This window comes from Natronoarchaeum sp. GCM10025703, assembly GCF_042661985.1.
GTDB lineage: Archaea > Halobacteriota > Halobacteria > Halobacteriales > Natronoarchaeaceae > Natranaeroarchaeum.
Map to the genome: position 1 here is coordinate 877,227 of NZ_JBHSZF010000001.1, position 15,480 is coordinate 892,706.

At 63.9% G+C, this 15,480-nt stretch carries 18 protein-coding genes and 3 pseudogenes; 7 read left to right on the forward strand and 14 right to left on the reverse strand.

Annotation, left to right across the window (positions count from 1 at the left end; translation table 11 throughout):
* Positions 1–209 precede the first annotated feature (209 nt).
* The 3 genes from ACFQH2_RS04940 to ACFQH2_RS04950 form a co-directional block, all read right to left on the reverse strand.
* Positions 210–740: a 50S ribosomal protein L16 gene (locus ACFQH2_RS04940; protein ID WP_377051290.1), complete on the reverse strand. Its 531-nt coding sequence runs from the start codon at positions 738–740 to the stop codon at positions 210–212.
* 74 nt (positions 741–814) lie between these two features.
* Positions 815–1,324, reverse strand: coding sequence for a CPBP family intramembrane glutamic endopeptidase (locus tag ACFQH2_RS04945; protein WP_377076500.1), 510 nt, complete (start codon positions 1,322–1,324; stop codon positions 815–817).
* A gap of 50 nt (positions 1,325–1,374) precedes the next feature.
* Positions 1,375–1,578: a hypothetical protein gene (locus ACFQH2_RS04950; protein ID WP_377076501.1), complete on the reverse strand. Its 204-nt coding sequence runs from the start codon at positions 1,576–1,578 to the stop codon at positions 1,375–1,377.
* A 4-nt stretch (positions 1,579–1,582) separates the two neighbouring features.
* On the opposite strand from ACFQH2_RS04950, the gene ACFQH2_RS04955 reads away from it, so the two are divergent.
* Positions 1,583–1,858 carry a hypothetical protein gene (locus ACFQH2_RS04955; protein ID WP_377076502.1) on the forward strand — a complete coding sequence of 92 codons (276 nt, stop codon included), beginning with the start codon at positions 1,583–1,585 and terminating at the stop codon, positions 1,856–1,858.
* Positions 1,859–1,962: 104 nt separating this feature from the next.
* Here the strand turns inward: ACFQH2_RS04955 and ACFQH2_RS04960 are convergent, their stop codons facing one another.
* Positions 1,963–3,255 (reverse strand): glucose-6-phosphate isomerase, encoded by a 1,293-nt coding sequence (locus tag ACFQH2_RS04960; RefSeq protein WP_377051510.1) that lies wholly within the window; start codon positions 3,253–3,255, stop codon positions 1,963–1,965.
* A gap of 130 nt (positions 3,256–3,385) precedes the next feature.
* Here ACFQH2_RS04960 and ACFQH2_RS04965 point away from each other — a divergent pair, with 130 nt between their 5' ends.
* The 3 genes and pseudogenes from ACFQH2_RS04965 to ACFQH2_RS04975 form a co-directional block, all read left to right on the forward strand.
* Positions 3,386–3,991 (forward strand): hypothetical protein, encoded by a 606-nt coding sequence (locus ACFQH2_RS04965; RefSeq protein WP_377076503.1) that lies wholly within the window; start codon positions 3,386–3,388, stop codon positions 3,989–3,991.
* A complete protein-coding gene (locus tag ACFQH2_RS04970; RefSeq protein ID WP_377051514.1) occupies positions 3,988–4,461 on the forward strand; it encodes a DUF5812 family protein in 474 nt (157 codons plus the stop codon). Before ACFQH2_RS04965 ends, ACFQH2_RS04970 begins: the two co-directional genes overlap by 4 nt.
* Positions 4,462–4,539: 78 nt before the next feature.
* Positions 4,540–4,712: pseudogene (locus tag ACFQH2_RS04975) on the forward strand (aldo/keto reductase); the annotation flags it as partial.
* 29 nt (positions 4,713–4,741) lie between these two features.
* Here ACFQH2_RS04975 and ACFQH2_RS04980 read toward each other — a convergent pair.
* Both ACFQH2_RS04980 and ACFQH2_RS04985 read right to left on the reverse strand, forming a co-directional pair.
* Positions 4,742–5,077, reverse strand: coding sequence for a hypothetical protein (locus ACFQH2_RS04980; protein WP_377076504.1), 336 nt, complete (start codon positions 5,075–5,077; stop codon positions 4,742–4,744).
* A 2-nt stretch (positions 5,078–5,079) separates the two neighbouring features.
* Positions 5,080–5,364 carry a hypothetical protein gene (locus ACFQH2_RS04985; protein WP_377076505.1) on the reverse strand — a complete coding sequence of 95 codons (285 nt, stop codon included), beginning with the start codon at positions 5,362–5,364 and terminating at the stop codon, positions 5,080–5,082.
* 120 nt (positions 5,365–5,484) lie between these two features.
* On the opposite strand from ACFQH2_RS04985, the gene ACFQH2_RS04990 reads away from it, so the two are divergent.
* Entirely contained in the window at positions 5,485–6,198 is a 714-nt protein-coding gene (locus tag ACFQH2_RS04990; RefSeq protein ID WP_377051518.1) for a helix-turn-helix domain-containing protein, read from the forward strand.
* Here the strand turns inward: ACFQH2_RS04990 and hpt are convergent, their stop codons facing one another.
* The 7 genes and pseudogenes from hpt to ACFQH2_RS05025 all read right to left on the reverse strand — a co-directional run bounded on the left by hpt (position 6,199) and on the right by ACFQH2_RS05025 (position 12,766).
* Positions 6,199–6,774 carry a hypoxanthine/guanine phosphoribosyltransferase gene (gene hpt / locus ACFQH2_RS04995; protein WP_377051520.1) on the reverse strand — a complete coding sequence of 192 codons (576 nt, stop codon included), beginning with the start codon at positions 6,772–6,774 and terminating at the stop codon, positions 6,199–6,201. It lies immediately after the preceding gene.
* A 209-nt stretch (positions 6,775–6,983) separates the two neighbouring features.
* Positions 6,984–8,320, reverse strand: a pseudogene (gene hmgB, locus ACFQH2_RS05000) (hydroxymethylglutaryl-CoA synthase).
* Between the two features lie 285 nt (positions 8,321–8,605).
* Positions 8,606–8,848, reverse strand: a complete 243-nt coding sequence (locus ACFQH2_RS05005) for a hypothetical protein (RefSeq protein ID WP_377076506.1) — start codon at positions 8,846–8,848, stop codon at positions 8,606–8,608.
* A gap of 414 nt (positions 8,849–9,262) precedes the next feature.
* Positions 9,263–10,459: an Ig-like domain-containing protein gene (locus ACFQH2_RS05010; protein WP_377076507.1), complete on the reverse strand. Its 1,197-nt coding sequence runs from the start codon at positions 10,457–10,459 to the stop codon at positions 9,263–9,265.
* 114 nt (positions 10,460–10,573) lie between these two features.
* The gene (locus tag ACFQH2_RS05015) at positions 10,574–11,158 is read right to left on the reverse strand and encodes a DUF2150 family protein (RefSeq protein ID WP_377051526.1); all 585 of its coding nucleotides are present in this window, start codon (positions 11,156–11,158) and stop codon (positions 10,574–10,576) included.
* 146 nt (positions 11,159–11,304) lie between these two features.
* Positions 11,305–12,142 (reverse strand): annotated as a pseudogene (locus ACFQH2_RS05020) (TatD family hydrolase).
* A gap of 153 nt (positions 12,143–12,295) precedes the next feature.
* Positions 12,296–12,766, reverse strand: coding sequence for an NYN domain-containing protein (locus ACFQH2_RS05025; RefSeq protein ID WP_377051530.1), 471 nt, complete (start codon positions 12,764–12,766; stop codon positions 12,296–12,298).
* Between the two features lie 128 nt (positions 12,767–12,894).
* Between ACFQH2_RS05025 and gcvT the strand changes: the two genes are divergently transcribed.
* Both gcvT and gcvH read left to right on the forward strand, forming a co-directional pair.
* The gene (gene gcvT / locus ACFQH2_RS05030) at positions 12,895–14,016 is read left to right on the forward strand and encodes a glycine cleavage system aminomethyltransferase GcvT (protein ID WP_377051532.1); all 1,122 of its coding nucleotides are present in this window, start codon (positions 12,895–12,897) and stop codon (positions 14,014–14,016) included.
* Positions 14,013–14,396 carry a glycine cleavage system protein GcvH gene (gcvH, locus tag ACFQH2_RS05035; RefSeq protein ID WP_377051534.1) on the forward strand — a complete coding sequence of 128 codons (384 nt, stop codon included), beginning with the start codon at positions 14,013–14,015 and terminating at the stop codon, positions 14,394–14,396. Before gcvT ends, gcvH begins: the two co-directional genes overlap by 4 nt.
* A gap of 4 nt (positions 14,397–14,400) precedes the next feature.
* Here the strand turns inward: gcvH and ACFQH2_RS05040 are convergent, their stop codons facing one another.
* Positions 14,401–15,456: a S66 family peptidase gene (locus tag ACFQH2_RS05040; RefSeq protein ID WP_377051536.1), complete on the reverse strand. Its 1,056-nt coding sequence runs from the start codon at positions 15,454–15,456 to the stop codon at positions 14,401–14,403.
* Positions 15,457–15,480: the final 24 nt, after the last annotated feature.

Below are 15,480 nucleotides of genomic sequence, written 5' to 3' on the forward strand. Positions count from 1 at the left end.
GAGGTACCACACCGTCTACATTCGTAGAGCACGTCCAATTCCTCCTCGGTGCGTATCACTCCGACTAACCGATTGAGTACCGACATGTAGTATCACGTGTTTAGTTCTCACACGCAACACCCGATTAGTAATGCTATTGATTACACGACAGTTATGGGCGTAAGGCTACGTTTACTGATAGAAATTCGCACAAAAACGGACTACAAGCCTCAGGAGACGAGTTGCTCTTCGCCGCGCTCGACGACGATGCGGCATGGCGGCGAGAGTTTGTTGTAGGACCGGCGGAAGGCTTCTTTGACGGTGGTGGCCTGGTCGACGGTACACCAGGTGGTGAAGATGCGGTCGCCCTCGGGGATGCGTGCGGCGGTGCCGACGATCTTGCCGAAAGACTGGCGCATTCCGTCGGAGACACGGTCGGCGCCTGCACCGGTTGCCTGCTTGTTCTCTCGCAGGACTTGGTGGGGGAACTTGCGCAGGGTCATTCTGTAGTTGTTCTCGCCGAGTTCCTTGATGAGGTGGCGGTTGGCCGACAGGCGGGCGCTTTCGAGCGCGCCGTGACGGAGTTGGACGGCCTCCTCGGTGACGAGGCTGATCTGGACGGGGTACTCGTCGGGATCGGTCTGGAGATCGCCCATCTCGTGCTGGGCGATCTTGGAACCGGGGATCCCTCCCATATACTCGCGGCGAGTGTAGGACGGCTTGTCGATCTGCCGATACATAGAGGCGGGTTTCTCGGACATGGTTGTTACGCGAACCGAGGCCGAGGCTGCCGATAAAGCCTTCGAAGGGAACGAGTCGCGGGCCGGGCCGACGCTCAGACGACGCCGACCTCGCGTGTCACGGCGACGTACAAGACGGCATATTGGAACGCGTTGAAACCACCGTGGATGACTGTGGGGACGAGCAGATTGTCGGTCTGGGCATAGGTGTAGGCGAGCACGAGCGACAGGACGAACGCGAGAGCAAGCCCGCCCAGCGCTGCTGGAAACGAGACGGTGGCGTAGGCCGGCAGATAGATCGCAGCGTAGAGGACGCTACTGAGGACGACCGCACTGGGCTGGGAAAAAGTGGCGTACAGGGACTTCTGGATCACGTTGCGAAAGAGCAGTTCCTCGGCCGGACCAACGAGCAGCATCGAGACGGGCAGGACGGCAAGGAAGATGTCGGGAGACCGCTCGATACCCTGCTCGACGACGCCCGACCGGGACGACGGGACGCCGAGTCCCGCGAGCAGTTCCGCGGCGAAGATCAGGGCGACCAACAGCCCGATGAACCCGCCGATACAGTAGAGCAACTCTCGAGTGTCCAGCCAGTCGAGATCCACGAACTCGAGGCCGTCATCGTGCCAGTAAAGGTAGACTGCGGCGACGACTGTCAGTCCAAGTCCGGCCGCTGTCGGGCTGCCAACGCGCTGGCGAGCATCTCGTTGCCCGAGAACAGGACGGTCGCGATGGGCCGTAATACGGCATCGAGCACTCCAGCGACGAGTAACGCGCCCACTGCAACGATACTCCTGGCGACGACCGCTTCCGACCGGTCGAGCACTTCGTCTATCCGGAGTTCGCTCCACTCGACCACGCCGGTGAGACCTGTTGCGGTGCCGAAGACGGCGGCGTGGTGGCCACAGGGAGACCGACGCTCCGGCGTCCGTCACGACCGCGAGGGCGGTCAGTGCGGAGCCGACCACTCCTACGCTCCCGGTGACAGTGAAGGCCACGCCGACCGGCCGGTCCAGCCAGTCGTATCGACGGGCGAGAAATCCGGCGAGCGTCAAAAGGAGAACGCGGTCGCAAGCGCCGCCGCCGAGACGGTCACATCAATCGGTTCGGCGACGATGATGACTGACGGCCAGGGCTGAAGCGTCGTCGCTGCGGCGACCGTGGCGAGGACGATTCCGAGTCCGGAGAAGCTACCCTTGTTCATAGGTCTCACGGCACCGCCCGCGAATCCGGTCTGTCGACCCTATTCGATCCGCAGCGTCGTCTTCTCGTCGACTGCGCGGGCTTCCTCGAACTCGCCGCCACCGAGCAGTCCTCGCGCCGCGCGCTTCCCCCACTCGACGGCAGGCTGGTGGAAGGTGTCGATGCCGTACAGTTCGCCCGCCAGTACGCAGGCGGCCTCCATCCCGTACAGCAGTTCCCCGAGGCCACGCTCGTCGACCCGGTCGAGTTCGACGCGGACGTTCGGGCGTCCGGCCGCGGCGAGACTCGCCTCGGTCGCCTCGAACTCGGCGTCGAGCAGGTCACCCAGCGAGCTATCGCCGAGATACGAGAGCCCCTCGATATCGGTGGCGGGGATCTCCAGATCCGTCCGTTCGGTCGGCCGCACGAGCGTAACCATCGTGTTTCGCGGGCCTGCACGGTAGAGCTGTAACTGCGAGTGCTGGTCGGTCGCGCCAAGCGTCCGGACCGGCGTCTGTCCGAGGCCGTCCTTGCCGAGGCTCTCGGCCCATAGCTGTGCGAACCACTCCGCATAGGTCTCCAGCGATTCGGCGTACGGCATCATCGCGTTGACCGTCGCGCCGCGGGCATCGAGCGCGTACGCGGTCGCACCGTAGGCGTAGCCCGGACACTCGAACAACGAGCCAGTGAGACCGTCTGCGGCCTGGCGGGCCCCCGCAAGGATCGCCTCGACGTCGTGCCCGTCGAGCGCCGCCGCCGCGAGGCCGACCGTCGAGAGCACCGAGAACCGCCCCGGGACGCCGTCGGGTACCCGCAGACTCGGCAGGTCGTGGGTCCCAGCGAGGTCGCGAAGCGGCCCCTCGTCGCCGGTCGTGACGACCGTTCGATCGGTCCAGTCGACGCCCGCATCCTCCATCGCCGCCCGCACGACGAGGAAGTTCGACAGGGTCTCCGCGGTCGTCCCGGAGCGCGAGACGACGTTGACGACTGCCTCCGAGAGCGGGACGGACGCGAGCAGGTCGTCGATATGTGCCGGATCCACGTTGTCGAGGACGTGTATCGAGAGGTCCCCGTCGAGCGCGTCGGTGAGCGTCGCCGCGCCGAGCGCGCTCCCACCGATGCCGACGAGCAGGAGATGCTCGGCGTCGTCGAACGGGTCGACCGCCGCCTGAATCACGTCGGGGTCGGCGGTCTCGGGCAAGTTCAGCGCGGCGTAGCCGTGTTCGGCGTTCGCCCGCCCGCGTTCGATCCGCTCGTGTGCTGTCGCCACGTCCTCGTCGAGTCGGTCCAGCGCCGCCCGTGAAACTCCCGGTGAGACCTCCGAAGCGAGCGCGTTGCCGATGTCTACGTCCATACGAACCGATGCACGCGCCGGGGTCAAAAATCCGCCGTATGGGTCCAGCGAACCTGCAGCGCCCCTGTGCGCTCGCTGGCCACCTTCCAGTATCGCGCTCTTTAACCGCCCGCCGTTCTAACTGCGACGTATGACTGACGCGGCGACCGACGGCGCGGCAACTCCGGAACGCTCGGAGGAGAGCGGCTCTCGAAGCATCCTCCGCAAGTCCTACGGCCGGACGTTCCGGTCGAGCGACTCCATACTGCTCCGTTCGTACGCCGTGGTCAGCGCGCTCGTCGGCCTCTTTCTGATCGCGCTCGTCCTGCTGGCGATGCCCATCTGGATCGCCCAGACGGCAGGCCAGACGGCGCTGAACATGATCGGCCGGGCACTGTTGCCCCTGGTGGGTCTCGCCCTGCTCGCTCCGCTCGTCGGCCCCGTACTGTACGCCGAGAAAAACCGGGCGGCGGGTACTGCCGACCGACAGGGAGACGCCACACTCGCCGTTGCGGGCTACCTGTTCGTCGCCTCGATCTATCTGGCACTCGTGATCTCCGCGCCGGTGGAGGCCCGTACCGACCCCCGGGACTCATCGCCCCGGCCATCGAGTTCTTTTATTCGTTACCGCCGCTCGCCGCACTCGCCCCCCGGTGCTCGGAGCGATCCTGATCGTCGCCGTCCAGCAGTGGATCATGCGCTGATCGCCCCCGACGCGAAACCCCGAAGTGGCCCGGAGCGCCTACGGGAGGTATGAGCAAGAAAGCAGGCACTTTCGTGGTCACGAGCGCCGCCGACGACGCCGCCATCTTCCGCGACGTGACGGACGGACAGGTACACACGCTCTCTTCGAATCCGAACGTGGTCGAGCGTGAAGTCATCGACGCGACAATAGAACCCGAACCGCCGATGGACGTCGTCTGGTCGGTCGTCGAGATCGAGGGCCGACGGGACATCAAGATCCTCGATTCGGACCTCTCGCCGACGAAACAGGCCAGAGAGATCGCGGCCGAGCAGTCTGTCGGCGACGTCGAACGCATCGAGCGCGCCGGGACGGGTGAGATTCACGTCATCTCCGTGCCGCCGGCGGAAACCACGGCCGCCGCCGCGGACGTTGTCGAGGACCTCGCGACGCTGGAACGCGCGGCGCGACTGGACGCCGTCCGCGTCGAGGTCCGTTCGGACGCCGACAATGGCCTCCTCAACGTCAGATATCTGCCGGACTGAGACAGTCATTGCCGGGATTCGGAGCGTGAATCCGAGCGCGTGGCAGGCCCGACACCAGATCGATTAACTTGAACCGATGTCGTTCTCCGTGAATCGTCCTCACCCGAGCACGTCCGCCAGAAGGTCGACCTCTTCGACTGGGCACTCGACGACGCCGACCGTCGACGGCTGACGAACTCGACCGCGGCGAACCAGTCTACGACACGCCGGCCAAGGACTGGACTGGCGACGTGTACGGAATCTCGCAGTAGCATCAAAACGACTGCCGGATGCGCAGGGATCAGTCGGATCGCCGTTCCTCGATCAGGCGCATCGCGACGACGGCGAACCCGCTGATCACCAGCAGAAACCGCTCGCCGGTCCCTGCAATGGGGAAGAGGCGTTCGACGTTCTGGGGCGTCTCCTCGGGCGTCGGATTGACGCCGGTCGTGTAGTGGGTTTCCTCGACGGTCCCTTCCGCGGTCTCGCCGTCGATAAACGTCTGGACGACGCCGCGCTGATCGGAGAGCAGGAACTCGCCCGAGAGATCGTAAAACCGGTCGTGAAGCGGCCAGAATAGGTTCACGCCGTTGAAGAAGGCGTCTAACAGGACGTGTGCGAAGACCAGCGCGACCATGCTCACCCAGGTGACTCGGACGCCCCACTCCCCCACCGGCGTTTGATGTAGGACGTCTCGCGCCAGCGGACGTCCCACCAGAGCGCGAGCAGTACCGCGGCCGGAATGACGAGGTTGTGAAAGTACGCCCGGTGAGCACCGGGGATCCAGATGTCGATGACGGTGTCCAGATCGATCACGGCGGTGACAGCCATTACGAGGACGATGGATCTGGCATCGAAGCGCTGGGCCAGCAGTGCGGTCCCGATCAGTCCGGCCAGCGCGACGTGCACGACCGTAGAGGGCATACCCCTTCTCGGTTCTGTGGTATGTTAGCGTTTACGTACCACCTACTCCAGCCGATGGTACGTCAACTGTCGAACGTCAGTTTCGATATTCTTTTGGTTCGGCCACCCACAGCACATGCCATGACGACTCAGCAGGACCCGCGGCGGAACCTCGCCGAGAAAATCGCCGGCGAGATAACGTTGAGCGAGGATCCCGGCGCGACGCTCCGGAAATGGCGAACGGATTTCGACGCTTCCCAGACCGAACTCGCCGACCAACTCGATATCTCCTCGTCGGTCATCAGCGATTACGAGAGCGGTCGCCGCGCGAGCCCCGGCATTAGCGTCATCAGTCGGATCGTCGAAGGACTGCTCGCAATCGATGAACGCCGTGGCGGCGACCGGATCCGCCAGTACGCCCGCGTGCTCTCGGCCGGGTTCGAGAGCGACATCGTGCTGGATCTGCGCGAGTACTCGACCTCGATGCCGCTCGATCGGTTTTACGACGCCATCGACGCCACCGAAATCGTCGAGGGCGAGCAGGACTCGGTGACCGGCCACACCGTCATCGACAGCATCAGCGCGATCACGCGCCTCTCCAGTGAGGAGTTCTTCCGTCTCTACGGTCAGAGCACGAATCGGAGCCTCGTCTTCACAGGTGTCACTCGCGGCGAGTCGCCCCTGGTCGCGCTCCGCGTCGTCAATCCGACGCCCAACGCGGTCGTCCTGCACGGTCTCGATCCGGACGACCTCTGGGAGCACGCCCCCAAACTGGCGACCATCGACGGCTACTCGCTGGCCGTCTCGAATGCCGACGTCGACGACATGCTCGACGCCATCCGCGACCTTCCCTGATTACTCGACTGTTTCTGCGGTTTCGTCGTCAAGTATCACCACTTCTCCGTCTACCACGTCGACTTCGAGCAGGTGCTGGACGTCGATCGGCAGGTCGACTGGCTCTTCTCCGGTGCGGCGTCTGACAACGACTGCCGCTTCCACCAGTTCGCCGCCCGTCTCGTCGATGGCATCGCACATCGCCTTGATCGTCCCGCCAGTCGCGTAGACGTCGTCGACGAACAGCAGGCGTTCGCCCTCCTCGATGCAGTTGACGTAGAGTTCGTCCTCCGCATAGCCCGTCGTCTGATGGACCGCGACCTCGCTCTCGAAGCCGTAGTCGCGCTTGCGTGCGACCACGAACGGGATCCCGGTCTGCAGACTCAGCGCCGAGGCGTGGTGGATCCCCATCGCTTCGGCCGTGATGATCTTGTCGACCCGATCGAGATCGACGACCGCCTCGAATGCAGTTGCGATCTCCCGTAGCAGGTCCGGTTGAACCTCCGGCAAGCAGTCGGTTACCGGGTGGACGAAGTACTGGTACTCGCCCCGATCGACGATGGGTGCCTCGCGCAGCGTGCGCTTGAGCGTCTCCATACCGAGACATCCCTCGGCAGGAGGCAAAAAACGATCGGGAAGGCAGCACACATGACCCGTGCCAGCGACGTTTTAGGTGCGTAGACCCGCCGGTCCGTGTTTCGGGTCGATGCCAGCAGGACGACACAAAAATCATCCACTCTCAGTCGTCAGTTGCGATACCGATATCCGACCACCCCAACCTGTTCGTCGCCCGGTCGTGAGCGTCGCTACTCGACGTATCGGTACTTGCGCTCGCCCATCCGGCCCCAGCCATCGAAGACGAACTCGGATTCGGGCGTCGTGAGTTCCTCGGTTTCGGTGTCCATGTCGTGATTGTGCGCGTCGTGGACGTCCTCGTACTCGGCGAAGGTGAGGTCGTACCGTCGGTCGAGTTGTTCGTCGACGTTGAGCGCCTCGATCTCCTCGCGCCAGTTATCTTGGACGGTCTCGGTGTGGATCTCGGCCTGTGCGCCGCTACCGTACGAGCCGACCAGCAGGCGGTCGCCGGCAAGGTCGATATCGTTTTCGGCGGCGTGTCGCAGCGCGCTGATCCGGGCCAGATGGACCGATGCAGTGTACCAGTTCCCGACCTCGCGGGCGATGCCGAGCGTCGGTTCGATCGTTGCGCTGTACCAGTGCTGGTACCGCTCGGTCTCGGAGAGCGCGTCGGTGTAGTCGGTCAGTGCGTCGACGAAGGCGTCGTCGTCCGCGAACTCGTCACGGCGTGGCTGTTCGCCGATCTGTTCGCCGATGACGTCCTCGATGTCGGTATCCCTGATCAGGTTGCGGTACGCGAGCACGGCGGCCTTGCGCACCATCCCCGGGAACGGCGTGTGGAAGGGGCCGTACGCGAAGTCGTCGGGATGGATGTCGCCCGCGACCGACTTGTAGTCCTCCAGGGCCTCGCGCATCCGCGCGAGATACACCTGCACCGAGCGCTTGCCGTCGACGCTCGGGAACTGCTGGTTCGGCTTGAGAAAGTCAGTCTCGTCGGCCGAGCCATAGCCCTGTTCGAGGGACAGCGAGACCAAATCGGGCTCCTCGTCGATCAGCATCGCGACCGCACCAGCCCCTGCGTCGCCTCACCGGGGTCGTCGCGTGCGTACAGCGCCGTGTCCGTGGCGATCACAATCGCCGCCCGCCCGCGATTTCGCCCTGCGCGGATCCAGTTGTACGCGTCGTCGAGGCTCTGGGTGCCCGCGATGCAGGCGAACTTTCGCTCGCCCTTGTTGGCGTGGTGGAAGTCGCCCTCGAAGACCTGTTCGAGACAGCCTGCGACGTACGTCGAAACCGGTTTGGAGTTGTCGAACGCGCTCTCGGTTGCGACGTCGATCCGGCCGATATCTTCGGGTTCGAGCCCTTTGCGCTCCATCAGCCGATGTGCGGCGTTGGCCGCCATCGTTACGATGTCCTCGTAGCTATCCGGGAACGAACTGCCCGTCAGACCGAGCCCTTTCGTGTACTTCTCCGGATCTTCGCCTTTCTGTGGCGCGAACGTGTTCGGCAGATCGAGTCTGAGGTTCCCCGTCCTGATCTCGATGGCGTCGATACCGACTTCAGTCATGGGTAGACTTGTGTGAAGGTTCTATATGGGTTTGTCGATAGGGGTTTCGACGTATGTCGAATAGTTTTACAACCGGATATCTACGTTCTCGGTCGTCACAACATTCTGATCGGGTCTGAGAAGTTTATAATGACAGTCCGATCCGAATCGCTCGTTCCTGGTTTGACTCGATGTTCTATGTACCTTGCCGGTTGTCGTCGGCCCAATCAGCGCTGCGAAGAGGATCAAAACGTCGGTTTAGACGGTCCAAGTGCCATTTGACAGTATATACGGTTTGATCAATGGCTACGTCAGCTTCTGGTAGTAGATATCCGTCTCTGAGTTCTTATTTTGTGCGTCGTACTGGGCGTACACTGTCGTCTCACTGTCTACTTCTATCGTTCCGGTCGCCGTGACCCGTGTTTCGGTTTTGTCATCTAAATTGACCGTCTCAAGTACCTGCCCGGTTTCATTGGTGAACGTGACTGTCGCATCCTGCTTGGCGTTGTTACGGTACCCAATCTCGACGGTGTAAGTGCCACTTGACACGGTATCAGTCGCTGTCCCGACGGAGAAAGCGTTACCCCCGACCCACGGAGTCCCGCGAAGGTCTCATCTTCCGACTGCATATTGGTCGGGCTATTGATCGTCCCCGCGGGAACATCCGGTGGAATGTCGCCGTCACCACCTTCCTGATCTTTGAACCGATCGGGGAACAGTGCACCCGGAACAGTCCCGCCAACATCGACCGTGACCTGTAGTCGGTCGCCGTTTCCACCACTCGACGCGAACACCTCCGTCACACCGTTGTCGCCCACCGTGACGTCAACGTCGTCTTTGCCGTTCTGATCCGTTCCAGTCGAGCTACCGAAACTCACAACGGATCTGTTGCCCGAGGCGTACTCGACGGCCGCGCCGTCCACCGACGGCTGGGTGAATATATAGAATGTTTTCCCCGCGTCGTCAGTGATCGTACAACTCGACGCATCGCAGGTCACTCCACCGTTCTCGGCTTCGATCTTGTCGGTGTCCCAGACGACATCGTACGCGCCGTTGCTCCCCACCGCCCCCGCCGCTATTCGCCCGTGCGTCGATGGCGACTTCCTCCCAATCTTCGCCGCCGATCCGGATTCGGACCGTTTCGCCCTCCGAGACACCGTCCACCACTGCGAGACCGTTACGATCCGTGGTTCCCGACTGGGTCGGGCCGCCGTCGACCTCGTACTCGAACGTTGCCCCGGCGACGGGATTGTTGTACTCGTCACGGACCTCTGCGCTGACGGTCGGTGCCTCGTCGTCGGTCGCCGCCACGTAGGTCGCGCGCTCGTCGGGGCCACTGTCGACGCTGGTAACGTCGCCGACGCCGACCCTCGCCATCCGGAGGTCGAACGTCTCGCCGCTCCGAATCGTAATCTCGACAGTATCCCCGTTCTCGGCGACATCGATACCGTTCCGATCGGCGAGCTGGTCGACCCAGTAGCCGGGATATTCGGTCGGCAGTCTGATCGTGCCTTGCTTAATCGTCACGGTATTTGCCGAGCTGCTCAGTGCCCGGCGATTTACGGAAACAGTGGTACTCGACGCTTGCTGTACATCACCGCGAAGGGCGATCAGCATAATCTCGTTGCGGTCAACAACGCCATCGGGCACGAACTGTGTCGGTGTCCCCTGAGGGTTGTCATTGATCAGCGCACCGTATTCGTACACGGTCGTCGGCGCGGCGCGATACTCGCTGTAGTCCGGGACGTACTGGAGCCTGCTTGTCGTCACCGGCTCGGGGGCAGTCTCCCAGTAAGATGTAACCGTGGCGCTCTCGCTGTCGCTCACGACTATATTTTCGAACTCGATCTGCCCGCTTTCGACCGTCCGTAACTGCCCGCTTGGCGGTCCCGGGTTCACGAAGAACGTCCGCGAGGGATACGTCGTCCCGAGTCGGACGGCGTGAGAGCCACGCGTGCCGTCGCGGGCGGACGCGTCCAGCCCGGTGGTAAGATCGACCATCTGGCTCTGGACGTCCTGATTGTGGTTGAACTCCACGCCGGAGTTCTGACTGGGGACGACCGTGGCCTGGTAGGAGGCCATCGCGATCACGACGAAAGCAAAGAGGATCACAGCGCCGATCTGAATGGCTGCGCCACGATCGTCACCCCAGAAATTCATACTACAGAGATGATGGCATCCGGCAACAAAAAGGCTGTTGGGGTTAGCTATCCAGCAACCGTGGCTACGGGCCGGTCAGTAACGTCGTAAAAAGTCCCTGCCGTCGCCGTGTTCTCACTCCTCGTCTTCTTCTTCGACGACTTCCGGATCGCTCATCGCGCTCTGGAGGCTGTCGAGGCCGTTGACCCAGGTCGAGACGAGACCGTACTCCAGATCTTCCACGACCGAGAAGTCGAGTTCCTCGCCGTCGATGATCATGGTACCGGCCTGGACGAGATAGCCCAGCGCCGCGTCGATGTCCTCTTCGGCCTCCGCGTCGGCGGCCGCGCGGACGTACTGCTCGATGCCGGCGTCGTCGGGCGCGCCGTTCGAGACGTACTCCTCGGCGGCGTAGAAGACGCAGACGAGGCTGGTCTGGACGTCGTCGACGAGAAGTTCTTTCTCCTCGTCGTCGAACTCGACTTCACTGAGGACGATCTCGCGGATGTCCTCGATCTCCTCCATCGCAGTTTCGGTGTCGATATGGTCCTCGTCGTGAGCCGAGACGACCTTGGCGACCGCGATAGCGGCGTCGTCCTGCAGGTTCAGGAGCAGTCGTGCGGAGTCCTCGTCTTCGGGGTCGAGTTCTTCGTCGGTTATTCGGTCGAGCCAGTTCTGCCAGCGTTCCTCTGAGTAAAACTCGTTCGGCGGCGCGCTCATACCTTGACCGTACGCTGGCGGCTTGAAAACCCTTTCTCTCCGGGGGCTGGTGATCCCCTGGGGCGGAGATGCCGGTACCATCAGGTAGGGGCGCTCCTCCCCGGCACACCGATCCCAGCGTGGCGGTTGTTCGTCCGCGCGACTACTTATAAACTCCCGCGTGTATCGATCCCATACACGGTCCGGGGCGTCTCGACGTGTGCCGTCCTGACGGCTGCTTCGTGGCCCTCCTCGAGTAGCCAACGGACCCGCCGTGGGACGGTTTTCGGCCCGAGAACTGCCCCCGGCCGGTCCGGGTCGTCGACGAAGTCCGTCTCCATCAGAAACGGCTCGCCCGCGTCGGCCGCGACGCGGAGGCGCTCTTTCTCGCTCATCACGCTCGGGACCGGCCCCGCGAGCGTGCCGCCGGCGTAATGCTTGACGACGTTGTCGGCCGGGAGCCCTGCTGCCTCGGCCCATTCCGCGACCTCCGTCAGATCGTCAGTGCCCTCAGTGTGTAGCTGGACGGCACAATCCAGTTCCGCGGCGCGCGCGAACGCATGACGCATGACTTCGTTCGACGCCGTCCAGACCCCTCGCTCACCTCGTAGTGGGGACGCCCGGATTTGAGCGCGAGCGCGCGCCCCTCGTCGACGAACCCCCGGCGACGTCGAGGCCGGCCTGCATGAGTTCGCCCGCCGCCTCCGGGGAGAACCCCCGCTCGTCGACGAGTCGCGAGATCAGTCCCGGATGGACGCCCAGCACCGGCCATGCTCGCCCCTCGAGGACGTCGCTCGCTTCCTCGACGACCGCTATCGTGCGCTCGAACACCTCGCGGAAGTCCTCGCCGGTGTCCGGCTCGACGCCGAGATGCCAGGAGGGTTTGTTGACGACGAGCAGGTGTGTCCCGCCCAGATGTGCGAAGTCCTCGACGGCGTCGATCCCTCTGCCGTGGTCAGGATCGAGGTGTATGTGATTGTCGAGGACCGGCGTGTCGAGATCCATGCGCGGCACAAGGAGCGTCGGCGTGGAAAGCACTTCGTTTCGGCGTCGAATCGAGGGGGTAGCGCTCTCCTGTACTGTGACTACTGTGGCGACGTAGGTCGACAATTGACTCCGTCTCCCCGAAAACAGCGCCACTCCGCAATCGGCCGACGCTCACTCGCCGAGCAGGACGGCCTCGTTTGCGGCGTTTCTGAGCGCATCCGACCGGCCGTGGGTCCCCGGTGCGATGGCGACCGTTCGGATGCCGTTGCGCCCCGCGGTCTCCAGCACCGGCTTGAAATCCGTGTCACGAGAGGCGATCACCAGGACGTCGATTTCGTCGCGGACGGCGCTCTCGGCGGCGTCGATAGCGAGTTTGACGTCGACGTCACCGCTCGTGATGACGACCTCGTAGCCCCGCGCTTCGGCGGCCTGAATCAGTCCCGGCGTGGCGTGTTCGTCGAGATAGAGCCGCGTCACGCCGAGTTGGCCGAACTCCGCGGCGGCGTCGCGGACGTCGTCCAGATCGACGTCGAACTCGTCGCGGAGCACGTTCGGCCCGTCGACGAACAGTCCGACGCGCATGCGGTCGGCCTCGTTGACCGCCGATATTCGGTCCTGCAAGGCGCGTAACCGATCAACCATGCCCGTTCTTCCCCACCTCGGGACATAGGTGTGGCGAAACACGGAGCACGGTTGGAACGACGCACTGGGATGCCCGGTGGAGCCACATCGGACGGAAACCATTACTACCTGCCCGACAACGCTCAGATATGTCGCTACGTCTGTCGCCGCTCGCGGCCGTACACGAGGACCGGGCCGCCAAACTCACCGACTTCGGTGGCTGGGAGATGCCCGTCGAGTTCGACTCGATCACGACCGAACATCACGCCGTCCGCGAGTCGCTCGGGATCTTCGACGTCTCGCACATGAGCGAGATCGAGGTGGGCGGGCCCGACGCGACCCGCCTGATGCAGCGACTCACCTCGAACGACGTGACGGGACTCTCGCCCGGCGACTCCCAGTACTCGATGATCACCGACGAGGAGGGGCTGATCATCGACGATACAGTGGTCTACCGTCTGCCAGAGGGTAACCGGGCGGTGGCGACCTACGGCGAGGACGCGCGCTACCTGTTCGTCCCGAACGCCGGCCACGACGAGGACATACTGGCGCGCTGGACGGACCACCGCGACGAGTGGGGGCTAGACGCCGACGTCGAGAACCACACGGATTCCTATGCGATGTTCGCCCTGCAGGGGCCTGACGCCCCCGCCACCCTCGCCGACGTCTCCGAGGGCGACGTTCGCGACCTCTCGAAGTTCGAGGCCGAGTACATGACGGTCTCGGGCGTCCGCGCTCTCGTCTCGCGCACGGGCTACACCGGCGAGGACGGCTACGAGATCCTCGCGCCGTGGGACGCCGCCGAGACGGTCTGGTCGGCCTTCGACTGCCAGCCCTGCGGACTCGGCGCGCGCGACACGCTTCGCATCGAGGCTGGCTTTCTCCTCTCGGGACAGGACTTCGACTACGAGACCGATCCCCGCGACCCATACGAGGCCGGCGTCGGTTTCAGCATCAAACTCGATACGGAGTTCGTCGGGCGCGACGCGCTCGAACGGGTGTACGAGGAAGGTCCCGACCAGCGGTTCGTCGGGCTTCGCCTGATCGACCGGGGCGTCCCGCGGCACGGCTACGACGTCACCACCCCTGACGGCGAGCCGATCGGTACCGTCACCAGCGGGACGATGAGCCCCACGCTCTCGGAGCCGATCGGTCTCGGCTACGTCGATAGCGAGTACGCCGAGGTCGGTACGACCGTGCGGGTCGAGATCCGAGAACAGTCGAAAAAGGCAAGAGTCGAACCGTCGAACCTACTGGACGAACACAGATGAGCTTCGAAACCCCTGACGAACTCGGCTACCTGGAATCACACGAGTGGGCGCGACGCGACGACGGTACGGCCCGAGTCGGTATCACGGACTTCGCGCAGGACGAACTCGGCGACGTGGTTTTCGTCGAACTCCCCGACGTCGGCGAGGAACTCGAGGCACAGGCCGAGTTCGGCGTCGTCGAGAGTATCAAGGCCGTCTCGGACCTCTACGCGCCGGTCGGCGGCGAGGTCGTCGCGGTCAACGAAGAACTGTTTAACGCCCCGGAGCTCGTCAACGAGGACCCCTACGGGGAGGGCTGGATGCTGGAGATCGAATTCGACGACGAGAGCGACTTCGACGACCTGCTGGCGGCCGACGAGTACGTCGACCAGACGGAATAACGTCTCACTCGAATCCGATCGTCCCCGTTTGCGGATCGAGATGGACGCGCTCGCCGAGCGGTAGCGGTGCAATCGGTGTCGTGTGGCCCCAGTCGACGCCCAGCACTACGGGCGCGCCAGGGTTGTACCGAGCGACCTCTTCGGCGATAGTTTCGTAGAGCCGCTCCTGATAGGCCTCCCGCTCTTCACGCGGTGGCTCGGTCAGGTGGCTTCGCGTCGGCGCGCGCCCGACCAGGACGCCCGCGAACCGCTCCAGTAGCCCCCGTTCGCCGAGACACATGAGCGTCGCCTCTACCTCGTCAGGGTCGGGAATCGTCTCGGCTGTCTCCAGCGCGAGGATGCAGCCGTCGAGCGCTTCGGGCTCCGGCAGGTAACGGTCGGTCGCCAGTTGCCACTCGACGATGCTCCGGTTGCCACCCCAGAGCCGCCCCTCGACATCACCCTCGCCGCCCGCCCAGCACCAGCCCGGATTCGGCTCGTACGCCGGTGGCTCGCCCATCTGCGATGGATCGGTCCACCACGTCGAGGGCTCGTCGGTCCACTCTTCGCTGGGGGCGAGTTCCCCTATCGACTCCTCGAAGAAGGCGCGGCGACAGTAGCGCTCGGTGTAAGCCGGGAGCTCGCCCGGGACACCCAGCTCGTTCATCAGCTGTGCGCCGTTGTACGAGACGATGCCCTCGTTCCACAGGTAGAGCCCGAGGTTTGTGTTGTCGCTCATCCCGAAGAACCGGGTCGGGTTGGCGCGAAGCACCTCGCTATCGAGGTGTTTCAGGATCCGGAGCTGGTCGTACCCGCCGATGGTCGCGACGATGCCGGCTATCTCCGGATCGCGGACGGCGGCGTGGATATCCGCCGCACGGGCGCGGGGGTTGGCTGCGAGAAAATCGTTGCCCTGTCTGGCTGTGGGATAGACGACCGGTTCGAGGTCGAACAGCTCGCGCAACCGTTCGAGACCGAGTTCGAAGACGTGCGGCGCATCGCGCGCGCCGCCGCTCGACGGTGCGAGCACAGCGATACGGTCACCCGGCTCCATTGCTGGCGGCGTAACGAACTCTCGCATGAGCGAACGTGACGATTGGCTGGC